Origin of the sequence: Nocardiopsis sp. CNT312 (genome assembly GCF_000515115.1) — a bacterium.
Classification (GTDB): domain Bacteria; phylum Actinomycetota; class Actinomycetes; order Streptosporangiales; family Streptosporangiaceae; genus Nocardiopsis.
In genome coordinates this window covers 18,315-31,305 of the sequence record NZ_AZXF01000028.1, presented here as the reverse complement: position 1 = coordinate 31,305, position 12,991 = coordinate 18,315, and the positions used below count along the sequence as shown (strand labels likewise).

Here is a 12,991-nt window from a genome sequence, read left to right as displayed (position 1 = left end):
CATGCGGATCGCGGTGGTCGCCGACGGCGAGGGCGGCGGCTGGCTCCGGAGACTGGGAGCGGACGCCTTCCCCGTCCGGCGTGTCACCGACCTCGCCGACGAGGTCCGCCGTCTCGAACACGCGGGTCCGCTGCCGCCGCGCTGGGTGTGGTCGGCAGGTGAGGACGTCTACCCGGAACTGGTCCGTGCCGGGGTGCGGGTGGCCCGCTGCCACGACGTCTCCCTGACCGAAGGGCTTCTGCTCGGCCACCACGGACGCCACGGGGAGGCCCGCTCCCTGGGTGCCGTCTGGGCACGGCTGCACGGGCTGCCCGTCCCGGACGACCCGGTCCCTCCCGCCGGCGAGGGCAGCGCCGCCCAGCCCGCCCTGTTCGAGGCCGACCGCTCCACCCTGCCGCCGGGTACCGACCGCTTGGCGGCGCTCATCGATGTCTACGACGACCAGCGGCGTCGCACGGCCGAACTGCCCCGGCCCGGGCGCATGCGGCTCCTGGGCGCGGTGGAGTCGGCGGGTGGTCTCGCCGCCGCCGAGATGAGCCACGACGGGCTGCCCTGGCGGCCCGCCGTCCACGATGAGATCCTCACCGAACTCCTGGGTCCGCGCCCCTCGGCAGGGCAGCGTCCCCCCGTGCTCGCCGACCTCGCGGCACGCATCGGCGAGGCGGTGGGCCGCGAGGTCAACCCCGACTCCCCGGCCCAGGTGCTCAGGGCTATGGCCTGGATCGGGCACCCCGTCGCCTCGACCCGTTCCTGGGTACTGGAACAGGTCGACCACCCCGTCGTGCCCCTGCTGCTGCGCTACAAGGAACTGTCCCGCCTCCACGCCGCCAACGGGTGGTCGTGGCTGGAGAGCTGGGTGCGTGAGCGCCCCGGACCGGACGGTGAGCGGCTCGGCCGCTTCCACCCCGGCTACGTGGTCGGCGGCGTCGTCTCCGGCCGCTGGGCGGCCCACGGCGGCGGCGCCCTCCAGATCCCCAAGTCGGTGCGCCGGGCCGTGCGCGCCGACCCCGGGTGGACCCTCGTGCGCGCCGACGCCGGGCAGCTCGAACCCCGGGTCCTGGCGGCGGTGTCCGGGGACGACGCCCTGGCCGCCGCGGCCGCCGACGAGGACCTGTACGCCCGGCTGGCCGTGCACGTAGGCGGTGACCGCGAGCGCGCCAAGATCGGCATGCTCGCCGCGATGTACGGACAGACCTCCGGTGACGCGGCGCCCCTGCTGCGCACCATGCGCCGCCTCTACCCCAGGGCCCTCGACTACGTCGACACGGCCGCGCGCACCGGTGAGGACGGCTCGGCCGTGCGCTCCTGGCTCGGGCGGACCTCCCCGGTACCGCCGGAGACCGGGGACGAGCGCCGTCGCCGGGCCCAGGGCCGGTTCACCCGCAACTTCGTCGTCCAGGCCACGGCGGCGGAGTGGGCGCTCGTGCTGTTGGCCGCCCTGCGCCAGGGGCTTCCCGACCTGCCGGAGGGCGCCGGCATCGTCTTCTTCGTCCACGACGAAGTCGTGCTCCACGTACCGCGTGAGGCGGCGCAGGAGGCGGTCGCCGCGGTCCGTGCGGCGGCGGAGCGTGCCAGGACCACTCTGTTCGGGGACACCCCGGTCCGATTCCCGATGGACACGACCGTCACCGACGACTACGCCGATACCTGAGCGAGCCGGGCGTGGACGTTCCATACCGGATGGCGTGGGATTCTTGCAAATTCGTTTGAGTGCGCCCATCCTTGGACGCGGAGCTTGAGACGCCTGCCAGGGTTCCCCGGCCCTGGCGCGGTGCAGAGAAAAGGTGAGATCCCCCCGTGCGAAGCCGATTCACCACGTGTGCGGGTGCCACAGTGGCCGTCGCGGTCGCCTTCACCGCACTCGGAGCCGCCCCTGCCTGGGCCGAACCGGTCGTGGAGGATCGGCCGCCGCTCTCCGAGCAGCTCTCCGCCGGCACCGACCCCCGTGCCGGCGAGCCCCCCGTCGCCTCCCCGGAGGTCGCCGACCCCGAACGCCTGCGGGCCGAGGTCCGGGTGGCCCCCTTCGCCGAGGCCCGCAGTGTCGAGTACTTCGCCGTCGCGCAGGAGAGCCTGCCGAGGGACGTGGTCGGCCGCGTCCGCCGGATCGACGGCGTGGAGACGGCCCTGACCGTGGACGCGGCGCGTGTGGGCATCGACGGCGCGCCCCTCTCCCTGCTCGGTGTCAACCCCTCCAGCTTCCGCAACCACGCCCCGCGGCCCTCCGCCGAGTCGGACGAGATCTGGCGGGGGGTGGCCGAGGGGCGGATCGCGCTGTCGAACGAGGTCGGCACCGAGCGCTCCCTCGATCTGGGCAGTGAGGTCACCGCGGCGGGAGGGCGCGGCGCGGTGGACCTGGAGGTGTGGACGCACGCCACGTCCGGGATCGCGGGCATCGACGCCCTCGTCTCCCGGGAGCGCGCCGCGGACCTGGGCATGCCCCACGGCAACGCGCTCGTGGTGTCGGCACCCGACGCCGACCTGTGGGAGCTCTACGACGCCCTGACGGAGGTCCTCGGTGCGGACGTTTCCCTGCAACTGGTCGCCGACGACGCCGAGCCCCCGGTCACCGGTGAGGCCGTGGCCCCCTCGATCGTGGAGGAGGTCATCACCCACGCGGAGAGCCAGATCGGTGTCCCCTACGTCTGGGGCGGTGAGTCTCCGCAGGTCGGCTTCGACTGCTCGGGGCTGCTCCAGTGGGCCTTCGCCAGGGCCGGGGTGGCCATCCCCCGGGTCACCCACGACCAGTGGAACGCGGGCGAGCGCCTGGAGTTGTCGCAGGCGCGCCGCGGCGACCTGCTGTTCTGGCGTACCGACCCCACAGCGCCGGACTACATCTCGCACGTGGCCATCTACCTGGGCGAGGGCATGATGCTGGAGGCGCCGCGCACCGGGCTGAGCGTGCGGGTCACCCCCGTGCGGACGGACTCCTTCGCGGGCGTGGTCCGCATCCACGCCTGAGGCCGGGAACGGGAGCGGGCCGGGTACCACCGAGAGGTGGTACCCGGCCCGCTCGTCTCCTCGTCCGGAGGGCCCTGCCGGGAGGGGAGGGCAGGCCCCGGTCCAGGAGGGGCAGGGTCGTCGCTGAGGGAGGGGGAGACAGCGCGCCCTGCACGGGGCGGTATGGAGTTGGGGCGGTGCGGGTGCCCGATCGTCCCCGGGCCCGCCAGGGTCTAGATAAGCAGTGCCCGCGTGATTTGGCAAGGGGCAGGGGCGGAGCCCGCCACCGCCCCGGGCCTCACCGGGTCGGCAGCGCGAAGCCCCACGGCAGGTACGTCCACCACTCCTCCCAGACCGTGCCCTCGGCGGGGCCCAGCCGTTCCGGGGCCAGTGACGCGCTCTGCGCGGTGCTGTCCGGGGTCGACCGGGTGATGATCTCGTCCATGAGGGGCGCGAGTCCGGCGACCGTGGCCTCCACGTCGCCGGTGCCCACCCCGAGAGTGGCGGCGCAGTGGTCACGGGCGTCGGCCCGGTCGGCCCTGGCGCTGTGGTACCACAGTTGGGCGAGCAGGCGGTCGTGGTCGGTGCCCGGCAACGGGTTCCCGGGCCGTTCGGGTGCCTGGGCACCTGGAACGGCCGCCTCCCAGTCGAGTGCGGTCCAGTCGGGTTCGGCGTCGCCTCCGGGGCCCGTGAGCCGGTCCACGAGGCATTCCTTGACCTGCCGGGGCGTCACGTCCTCGGCGGGGGCGTCCGCTGAGGTCTCCTCCGCCGCGGGCACCTCCTCCATGACGATTCCCGTCTCCGGCAGGTCCTGCCCGTCCTCCATCGCCGGTGCGGACAGATCCGTGATCCCCTCCGCCACGCGGCGCAGTTCGTCGCCGTCCCAGCGCTCGGGGGCCAGGTGGGCGGACACGCCCACACCCGGCTCCTCCAGCCAGAACAGGTGACCGGTGGGCTCTGAGACGTAGGACTCGCGGCCGCTCTCCCCGTCCCGCAGGAGCTCCAGGTCCTTCTCGCCGAGGTTCGGATAGAGGTCCGCGCGCAGGTCGCCGATCTCGTCGAGGTGGTCCGCGCGCAGGACCACCACCCTGGCGTGCACCTCGTCGGGGCCGCTCATCCAGGTGATCTGCGACCTGCGCTCGCCGGCGGGGCCGGTGCGGGAGGTGTAGCTCAGGCCGGAGCCGTCCAGCCCCTCGGGCAGGTACCCGATGCGGAAACCGTCGAGTGTGAGCGTGCTGGTCTGCATCGCCGTGGGCCAGTCCATCACGTCCGACGCGATCAGCTCTGGGAGCGTCGTGGGGTCGGGGTCTGCCGCCCCGGTCGTGGAGAGCACGGCGGCGCCTAGGAGTGCGACCCACCTCGTTCGGTGCTTGCGCATCGGAGTTCCTTCCCGTCGATTACCTTCCGTTACATTCTCTGTGTTTTGTGTGACTCAATGCGAAGTCCCTCGCCAAGATCAGCGCACTATGTGATCAAATAACTTCATTGAGTGATGATTCGAGGTGTGTGGCTCGGCCTGGACTTGTCCCGGTGTTCCGCTCCCCGTCACCGTCGGATCACCGTCAGCACTCATCCTGGTGGAGCCAGCCCACGCGAACCTTGGGAGGTCCGGTGCGCCGCATCGGAATCATCGTCGGAGCCGCGTCTCTGTTCGTCGTCGCCGGTGCGGGTGCCGCGGGAGCCGTCCCCGTGCTCCAGACACGGGTGGTCGGTGCCACCGCGCCGGTCATCGAACACCGTGTCTTCGAACGGCCGCTGATCGCCGTCGCGCACCGGGGGGCCTCGGGGCACGCGCCGGAGAACACCCTCGCTGCCATCGACGCCGCGGCCGAACGGGGAGCGGTCACCGTCGAGATCGACGTCCAGCTCACCGCGGACGGCGAGGCCGTCATCATGCACGACACCACGCTGGGCCGCACCACCGACGTCGAGCGGGTCTTTCCCGGCCGCGAGCCCTACCGGGTCGCCGACTTCACCATGGCGGAGATCCGTCGGCTGGATGCCGGATCCTGGTTCGGCTCCGCCTTCGCGGGGGAGCCCGTGCCGACCCTGGACGAGGCCCTCGACCGGCTGGACGGGCACGGGCTCAACCTCTTCCTCGAACTCAAGGCGCCCGCGCGCCACCCCGGGCTGGAAGAGAAGGTCGCCGAGCGGCTGCGCGCGCACGAGGAGTGGCTCCGCCCGGCCCCGCCGTGGGAGGCCCGCCGCCTGGTCGTGCAGAGCTTCGACTGGGAGGCGGTGCACGAGTCCCGCGGGCTCCTGCCCGGCGTCGCGCACGGACTGCTCGGCCGGGTCCCGGAAGACGAGTTGGCCGACTACGCCTGGGCGCAGATGGTCAACCCCAACCACGCGCTGGCGGACCCCGGCTACGTTGCGGCCGTGCAGCGGGCGGGGATGGAGATCATGCCCTACACCGTCAACGACCGCCCCGCGATGGGCGCCCTCATCAGGACCGGCGTGGACGGCTTCATCACCGACTACCCGGAGGTCGGCGCGGCGGCCATCGCCGACGCCACCGGCGCACCGGACGGGGTGATCCCCAGGGCGGCCCTGTGGTGAGGACCCCGTGGAGACCGCGCCGCCGCCCGGACCGGGCTCCCAAGCCGGTCACCGCCCCCTGACGCCGGGGCGGGTGTGCCACGGCGGCGGCCCGTCCAGGGGCCGGTACTCCACCCCGGCCGCTTCCAGCCGCTCCAGGTGGTGCACCAGCCGCGGCTCGAACTCCGCGTAGTCGCGCTCCCCTGAGGACCACACCTGCTCGGCGAAGGCCGCCGCGCGGGGGAACACCATGTAGTCCAGCCGACGAGGCGTGTCGATGTGCTCGGTCCACACGTTGACCTGGGCCCCCAGGACGCGGCGGCCCTCCTCCTCGGTGAGCCCGCCGGGCACCGGATCGGCCAGGTAGACGTCCTCGGTCCGCAGCGGGGTCCCTACCGGAACCGGCTCGTCGGGGTCCTCCGACTGCTTGTAGTCGAGGTAGGACGTGGCCGTGGGTGTCATCACCACGTCGTGCCCGGCGCGTGCGGCGGCCACACCGCCCTCCTCGCCCCGCCACGACATCACGGTGGCCCCGTCCGCGAGCCCGCCTTCGAGGATCTCGTCCCAGCCGACCAGGCGGCGGCCCCGTGCGGTCAGGTGGGCGTCCAACTGGCGGATGAACCAGCTCTGCAACCCGTCCTCGTCGCCCAGGCCCTCCTCGCGGATGCGCCGTTGGGCGCTCTCGCTGGTCTTCCACTGCCCCTTGGGGCACTCGTCGCCGCCCACGTGGACGTAGGTGCTCGGGAACAGCTCGACCAGCTCGTCGAAGACGTTTTTGTAGAACTCCAGGACGTGGTCGGTGACGGCCAGGACGTCGCCGCTGATCCCCCATCGCGTCCACACCGGGATCTCCCCGCTCTCGCCGAGTTCGGGGTAGGCGTGGATAGCCGCCCGCGAGTGGCCGGGGACGTCGACCTCGGGCACCACGGTGACGTGGCGCGCTGCGGCGTGGGCCACGATCTCGCGGATGTCGTCACGGGTGTAGAAGCCGCCGTGCGGCCGACCGTCGAACACGGGCGGCGCGGCGGCGCCGACCTGGCTCTCGGCGCGCCACGAGCCGACCTCGGTCAGTCGCGGGTACCGGCGGATCTCGACCCGCCAACCCTGGTCGTCGGTCAGGTGCAAGTGCAGCACGTTGAGCTTGTGGGCGGCCAGCAGGTCGATGAACCGCAGCACCTCCCGCTTGGGCATGAAGTGGCGGGCCACGTCCAGCATGACGCCGCGCCACCGGAAGCGGGGCGCGTCGGTGACGCGCACGGCGGGCAGGGTCCACTCCACGCCGGTCAGGGGCGCAGAGCGGTAGGCCGCCGCGGGCAGGAGCTGGCGGAGGGTCTGCGCACCGTAGAACGCCCCGGCCGGGTCGTGCCCGACGATCACCGCCTCCCCGGTATCGACGGTCAGCCGGTAGCCCTCCGGAGCCAGCCCCGCGTCCGGGTCGACGCTGAGGCGGATGAGCGTCCCGTCACCGTCACCGTCGCGGACAGGGAGGGGCAGTCCAGTCGATGCGCCGAGTTCACGCTGGAGCCACGCGAGCGTTCCCCGGGACTCGGCGTCGGCGGCCACCCTTGTGGCGGCGGTCAGGGTGAGGCCCTCCGACGTGCCCTGTTCCGCGTGGACGGGGCGGGGGACCAGGGGCCGGTCACCGAGACGGGTCGAGGAGGTGTCAGGCACGATCGGGTGCTCCTATCCGGTCTAGACCAATTACGGACATACTGCCACGAACGTGACTCGGGGTGCACCTCTCGCACCTCCCTGGCGGGCCGCGCCCCTCCGGCGGAGAGGGAGCCCGTCCGGGGTGGGGCGAGCACCACCGAAGAACGGGCGCTGCCGTGATCGCCACGGCGGGAGGCCGGTTCCTACGGTGGGAACCGTGTGCTGAACCCGGTGGGCCAGGGATGAACCGAGAGTCGAGGGAAGCGGCGATGCGTTCACGGCGCGGTGCGCTTGAGACGGCCACGAGAGGACGGATCTGATGCTGTGGTCGATCCTTACGGCCGTGGCCGGGGCCTTCGTCCTGGCGCTCGGCTCCGCGCTCCAAGAACGCGACGCCGTCCGGGCGCCGGGTGAGCAGGTGGCTCGGGCCGGAGTCCTCCTCCACCTCGTGCGCCGCCCCCGGTGGCTGATCGGCAGCGGCACCGCCGTCCTCGGGTCGGTCCTGCACCTGGTCGCCCTCAGCGGTGCGCCCCTGACCATCATCCAGCCGATCGGCGTCACGGGACTCCTCTTCGCGATCGTCCTGTCGTCGCTGTTCAACCGGCAGAGCGTCAGCGCCTGGCAGGTCACCGCGGGCGTCGCCGTCATGGTCGGCCTCGGCGGGATGCTGTGGCTGTTCCCCCACGGCTCCCAGGCCCCCGTCATGGCCACCGGAACAGCGCTGCTCCTGGCCGGGGGTGCCCTCGGGTTCGGTGCCCTGGTCCACTTCACCGCGCACCGGACGCCCAGCGGGGTCCGCGCCCTCCTGCTCGCCCTGTCGGCGGGCGCGGCCATGGGCACCACGTCCGGTCTGGCGCGGGTCATCGCCGCGGGGGTGGCCCACGACTGGGCCAGCCTCATCACCTGGCTGCTGCCGCTCGCCGTGGCCACGGCGGTCTTCGGTGCCCTGCTCATGCAGAACGCCTACCGGACCGGCCACTTCGCCGCCGCCTACGCTGCCCTGCTCATCACCGACCCCGTCGTCGGCGTGGGCATCGGCATCTCCCTGCTGGGGGAGGGCGTTCCCGGCACCCCCACAACCCAGGCGGCGGCCGCCGTCTTCGCCGCCGCGGCGATCGCGGGAACCATCGCGCTGGCCCGGACACGCCACCGCAACCCCGAAGCGCAGGGCGCACCCTGTTCGGCGCCCGAGACCACGCGCTTTCACTGAACGTCGAAGGAGAGACCCCCATGACGACCGACCGAGTCCTGCGCATCCTCATCGCCACCGACACCTACCCCCCGGACGTCAACGGAGCCGGCTACTTCACGCACCGCTTGGCGGAGGGCCTGGCTCAGCGCGGGCACCGGGTCCACGTGCTGTGTCCCTCCGAGCGGGGCGAGCCGTACGTGACCGTGAACGGAGGGGTGACCGAGCACCGCGTGCGCTCGGGACGGATCCCGGTGCACGACGCCATGCGTTTCGCGCTCCCCCTCGGGCTGAGCGGCCACGCCGACCGGCTCGTGTCGCGACTGGACCCGGACGTGGTCCACGTCCAGGGCCACTTCACCGTCAGCCGGGCGGCGATCGGCCGGGCGCGGGCCGCGCGCATCCCCGTCGTGCTCACCAACCACTTCATGCCCGACAACCTCTACGGCTACGTGCGCCTGCCCGAGGTGCTCCACCAGGCGACCGGGGCCCTGGCCTGGCGGGACATGGTACGCATCGCCGCCATGGCCGACCACGTGACCACGCCGACCCCCCGTGCCGCGCGACTGCTGCTGGAGAAGGGGTTCGCCCGCCAGGTCGAGGACATCTCGTGCGGTATCGACCTGGAGCGGTTCCACCCCCGCCCGGAGGAGCGGACGGCCCTGCGCGCCGAGTTCGGGCTGCCCGACCGCGACACCATCGCCTTCGTCGGCCGACTGGACGTGGAGAAGCGGATCGACGACACGATGCGCGCCCTGGCGCGGATCGTGCCCGAGCGGGACGCGCAGCTCGCCCTGGCCGGCACGGGGCAGCGGGAGCAGGAGCTTCGGGACCTCGCCGCCGAACTGGGGATCGCCGACCGGGTGCACTTCCTGGGGTTCGTCCCCGACGAGGCGCTGCCGCGGGTCTACGCCGCCGCGGACTGCTTCACCATCGCCAGCACGGCCGAGCTCCAGAGCATCGCGACCCTGGAGGCGATGTCGACCGGTCTGCCGGTGCTCGCCGCCGACGCGATGGCCCTGCCGCACCTGGTGGAGGAGGGCGGCAACGGGTTCCTCTTCCCCCCGGGAGACATCTCGCGGATGTCCGAGCTCCTGCTGGAGGTCCTCGGCTCTCCGGAGCGGCGCCGGTCCATGGGCGAGGCCAGCCGCAGGCTCGTGGCGCGCCACGACCACCACCGGTCGCTGGAGCGGTTCGAGGCCGTCTACGAGAGCCTCCTGGTGAGTCCCCCGGTGCGCTCGAAGGTGCAGCGGACCATGGCCGCCTGACGGTCGTTCCGGCGTGAAGGGCAGGGAGATAAGTCCGTTTTGGTACTTTCCGTATTTTTTGCGATGCGTTCGGTGAACTCCGCGTCCTGTCGGAAATACCTGACGATGTGTGGTTCGAAGGCATCAGCGGACAGGTCGGCCTCGGTCGGATCGTCCGCGTCGGCAACCCGACGGAAGGCCTCGCCGAACGGCTGACCAGCGCCGAACGGGAGGCCAACAGCCACGAGCACGACATGTCCGAGTTCGAGCGAGAACGGATCGACCTAGAGCACCGGGTGAACCGTATGGAGGCCGAGCTGGAGAACCTCCGCCAGCGGAGGCTGGAGGCCTACGCACGCTGGTGGAACGCCCGGGACGACCGTGACCGCGCGCTCCACCTCTGCCGCAGGCTCCGGCGCCGGATCGACAGGCTCCGCCGTCGCGGCGGCGGAGCCTAGCCGAAGACCTCGACCGGGCACCGGGCAGCGCCGCCGCGGGCTATGCGGGCCTCACCGGTCAGCAACGAGACCCCCAGGGCTTCGGCTCGTGCCACGTCGGTGGCGTCGTAGACGGACAGGTGGGCACGGAGCACCCTGAACCGGGGGAACCGGTGGCTGTCAACATCTCGACGAGTGCTGAGCTGTCGATGGCGATCAACGCCCGGCACGTCCGTCGTCGACGGCGGCCAGGACGTCGGAGGCGGTGACGTCGGACCGGGCGGTGCGGCGGGCGGCTGCTGCGGCGTCGGCCAGAGTGGGCTCGGCGACGTCGCGGGCGAGCACGGTACGGGCGTAGGCCTGAAGGGACTGGCCGGATGCGGCCGCGCGGATCTCCATCGTCCCCGACGACGTCTTCTGGTACGTCCCGGATGGTGAGAGCAGGCAGGAAAGCATGGCAGCTCCGTTGAAGGCATCATGCGTTCATGCTGTTCGCTCGTGCTGGGGAAGCGGTCCTCACACGTCGCGGACGGGGCCCCGGACGGGGGGACCCTCCTGGGACAGGCGGGCCTCCACCTCCGAGGCCGCGTCCCGCAGGGCGGCCAGGGTCACCTGCACTGCTGGGCGCCGCAGGGCGGCCGGGCGCAGCACCGCGTACACGTGCCGCGCCGGGGCCGAGGCGGGCAGCTCCCGGAAGACCAAGCCGGCCGGGGCCCCCACCATGGCCAGCGCGGGAACGGCGGCGATACCGATCCCGCGCGACACCAGGCTCAGGATCGTCCCCAACCCCTCGAACTCCCAGGCGGCGGCGGGCAGCCCGCCCGCCTCCGCCATGAGCCGGTCCGTGCCGTAGCGCGACCGCTCGCTCTCCGGGGCCACGATCCACGACTCCCCCAGGAGGCGGTCCAGCTCCAGGGGTTCCCGGGGGTCCGCGAGCCGGTGCTCCTCGGGCAGGGCCAACACCAGCGGATCGCGCAGCAGGTGGATGTGGCGCAGCCCGCCGTCCGTGCCGCGCCCCGGGTGCTGGCCGGTCCAGTCGTCGACGAGCGCGACGTCCACCTCCCGTGAGCGCACCTTGTGCGTCCCTGTCGCCAGGAGCGTCTGCCGCAGCAGCAACTGCATCCCCTGGTGCTCGCGCAGCGCGCGGGCCAGCAGCGGCGCCAGGGCCACGGCCGCGGTCGGGAACGCCGTCACGGTCACCACACCGACCGCCACGTCGGCCTGCTCGGCGAGGATCGACTCGGTGGCCTCCACTAGGGAGAGGATCTTCTCTGTCTGGTCCACCAGCAGCCGGCCAGCGTCGGTCAGCTCGGCCCCCCGGGCGGAGCGGTCCAGCAGCGCCACCCCGGTCTCCCGCTCCAGGGCGGCCAATTGCTGGGAGACGGCGGAAGGGGTGTAGCCCAGGGCCGCGGCGGCCCCGGCGATGGTGCCCCGGAGGCCGAACTCGCGCAGGAGCTGGAGCCGTCGAAGATCAAGCATAAGTACATCTTACGCTCAGCATCGAAAAGACTCGCTTGTGCTGATGAAATCGAACAGGCACCCTGAGTAGTGACAGGCCGCCCGCCCGGAGTGCGGCCGGAGCCAGAGCATGAGCCGGAGATGAGTCTCGATGACCGTCACTGTGTCCGCGACCCTCGCCGTCAACGAAGCCCTCGACGAGAAGCGCCGCCAGGGGGTGCGCGTCTTGCCGCTCGGTTTCGGTGAGGCCGGCCTCCCGGTCCACCCTGTCCTGCGGGACCAGCTCACCGCGGGCAACGGTGCCAACGCCTACGGGCCGGTCGCCGGATCCCCGGCCCTGCGGGAGGCAGCCGCCGCATACTGGGAGCGGCGCGGGCTGCCCACCGACCCGGACCTGGTCATCGCCGGCCCCGGGAGCAAACCACTCCTCTACGGACTGCTGCTCGAACTGGGCGGCGACACCGCCATCGCCGCACCCAGTTGGGTCAGCTACGCGGCCCAGAGCCGACTCCTCGGGCGGCGCCCGCTCATGGTCCCCACCGCCGCAGGGCAGGGCGGAGTGCCCCACCCCGACCTGCTGCACGCCTCCGTGACCGAGGCGCGCGAGCAGGGCCGCACCGTCAACGCCGTCATCGTCACCCTGCCCGACAACCCCACCGGGACCGTCGCCGACGAGGACACCGTCCGCCGACTGGCCGACGTGGCCCGCGAACTCGACCTCGTGATCGTCTCCGACGAGATCTACCGGGACCTCGTCCACCCGGCCGAGGTGACGGGGGCCCGCACCCGGGTGCCCAGCCCCGCCGAATTCGCACCCGAGCGCACCGTCGTCTCCACGGGACTGAGCAAGAACCTGGCCCTGGGCGGATGGCGCATCGGGGTCCTGCGGCTGCCCGACTCCGCGGTCGGCCACCGCCTGCGCGGCGGCCTGCTCGGCGTGGCCAGCGAGATCTGGTCGAGCCCGGCCGCGCCCGTCCAGGCGGCCGCCGCCCACGCCTTCACCGAACCCGCCGAACTCGCCGACCACGTCGACCGCAGCCGACGCCTGCACGGCATCGTCGCGCGCGCCGTCACAGACGTGTTCGTCCGCGCGGGTGCCTCGGTCATTCCACCGCGCGCGGCGTTCTACCTCTACCCCGACTTCGCCCCCCACCGCGACCGGCTGGCCGCCCTGCACGGCGTCACCACGGGGCCGGAGCTGACCGGGCTGCTGCTGGAGCGGTTCGGCGTGGGCGTCCTGCCCGCGGTGGAGTTCGGGGAGGGTACCGACGCCCTGCGGATGCGGGTCGCCACCAGCCTCCTGTACGGGGACACCGCCGAGCGGCGCTACGCCGCGCTCGCCGCCACGGACCCGCTGGAGCTGCCGTGGATCCGAGCCCATCTGGACCGGCTGGAGCGGGTCCTGGACGCGCTGCTTGACGGGGAACCCGAACCGGTGTCCGTTGCCGACCGCGCCGACGACGCGGCACCGCAGTACTGCTGAGGGCCCCGGACCGGCCGCCGCGTGTAAGGGGGTGCGGCGGCCGGCCCGG

At 72.8% G+C, this 12,991-nt stretch carries 12 protein-coding genes; 7 read left to right on the top strand and 5 right to left on the bottom strand.

Annotation, left to right across the window (positions count from 1 at the left end; translation table 11 throughout):
• Position 1 precedes the first annotated feature (1 nt).
• Together B042_RS0113795 and B042_RS0113790 are read left to right on the top strand one after the other, a co-directional pair.
• Positions 2 to 1,651 (top strand): bifunctional 3'-5' exonuclease/DNA polymerase, encoded by a 1,650-nt coding sequence (locus B042_RS0113795; RefSeq protein WP_028648792.1) that lies wholly within the window; start codon positions 2 to 4, stop codon positions 1,649 to 1,651.
• A gap of 146 nt (positions 1,652 to 1,797) precedes the next feature.
• Positions 1,798 to 2,958: a C40 family peptidase gene (locus tag B042_RS0113790; protein WP_028648791.1), complete on the top strand. Its 1,161-nt coding sequence runs from the start codon at positions 1,798 to 1,800 to the stop codon at positions 2,956 to 2,958.
• Between the two features lie 277 nt (positions 2,959 to 3,235).
• On the opposite strand, the gene B042_RS24395 is transcribed toward B042_RS0113790, so the two are convergent.
• Complete coding sequence (locus B042_RS24395) at positions 3,236 to 4,315, bottom strand: hypothetical protein (protein WP_028648790.1); 1,080 nt, start codon at positions 4,313 to 4,315, stop codon at positions 3,236 to 3,238.
• 233 nt (positions 4,316 to 4,548) lie between these two features.
• Between B042_RS24395 and B042_RS0113780 the strand changes: the two genes are divergently transcribed.
• On the top strand, positions 4,549 to 5,496 hold the full coding sequence (locus B042_RS0113780; protein ID WP_028648789.1) for a glycerophosphodiester phosphodiesterase family protein: 948 nt from the start codon (positions 4,549 to 4,551) through the stop codon (positions 5,494 to 5,496).
• 48 nt (positions 5,497 to 5,544) lie between these two features.
• On the opposite strand, the gene B042_RS0113775 is transcribed toward B042_RS0113780, so the two are convergent.
• Entirely contained in the window at positions 5,545 to 7,146 is a 1,602-nt protein-coding gene (locus B042_RS0113775) for a beta-N-acetylhexosaminidase (RefSeq protein WP_197024309.1), read from the bottom strand.
• A 301-nt stretch (positions 7,147 to 7,447) separates the two neighbouring features.
• Here B042_RS0113775 and B042_RS0113770 point away from each other — a divergent pair, with 301 nt between their 5' ends.
• From B042_RS0113770 to B042_RS0113760, 3 genes are all read left to right on the top strand, one after another.
• Positions 7,448 to 8,338: a DMT family transporter gene (locus B042_RS0113770; protein ID WP_028648787.1), complete on the top strand. Its 891-nt coding sequence runs from the start codon at positions 7,448 to 7,450 to the stop codon at positions 8,336 to 8,338.
• Between the two features lie 20 nt (positions 8,339 to 8,358).
• Positions 8,359 to 9,585: a glycosyltransferase gene (locus B042_RS0113765; RefSeq protein WP_036555001.1), complete on the top strand. Its 1,227-nt coding sequence runs from the start codon at positions 8,359 to 8,361 to the stop codon at positions 9,583 to 9,585.
• Positions 9,586 to 9,692: 107 nt separating this feature from the next.
• On the top strand, positions 9,693 to 10,022 hold the full coding sequence (locus B042_RS0113760; protein WP_028648785.1) for a hypothetical protein: 330 nt from the start codon (positions 9,693 to 9,695) through the stop codon (positions 10,020 to 10,022).
• Here the strand turns inward: B042_RS0113760 and B042_RS23185 are convergent.
• The 3 genes from B042_RS23185 to B042_RS0113745 form a co-directional block, all read right to left on the bottom strand.
• Positions 10,019 to 10,156, bottom strand: coding sequence for a hypothetical protein (locus tag B042_RS23185; RefSeq protein ID WP_197024307.1), 138 nt, complete (start codon positions 10,154 to 10,156; stop codon positions 10,019 to 10,021). The two genes, B042_RS0113760 and B042_RS23185, sit on opposite strands and share 4 nt — an antisense overlap.
• Positions 10,157 to 10,217: 61 nt before the next feature.
• Entirely contained in the window at positions 10,218 to 10,457 is a 240-nt protein-coding gene (locus B042_RS23180) for an antitoxin (RefSeq protein ID WP_231494081.1), read from the bottom strand.
• A 60-nt stretch (positions 10,458 to 10,517) separates the two neighbouring features.
• A complete protein-coding gene (locus B042_RS0113745) occupies positions 10,518 to 11,480 on the bottom strand; it encodes a LysR family transcriptional regulator (protein WP_028648784.1) in 963 nt (320 codons plus the stop codon).
• A 130-nt stretch (positions 11,481 to 11,610) separates the two neighbouring features.
• Here B042_RS0113745 and B042_RS0113740 point away from each other — a divergent pair, with 130 nt between their 5' ends.
• Positions 11,611 to 12,942 (top strand): pyridoxal phosphate-dependent aminotransferase, encoded by a 1,332-nt coding sequence (locus B042_RS0113740; protein ID WP_028648783.1) that lies wholly within the window; start codon positions 11,611 to 11,613, stop codon positions 12,940 to 12,942.
• Positions 12,943 to 12,991 lie beyond the last annotated feature (49 nt).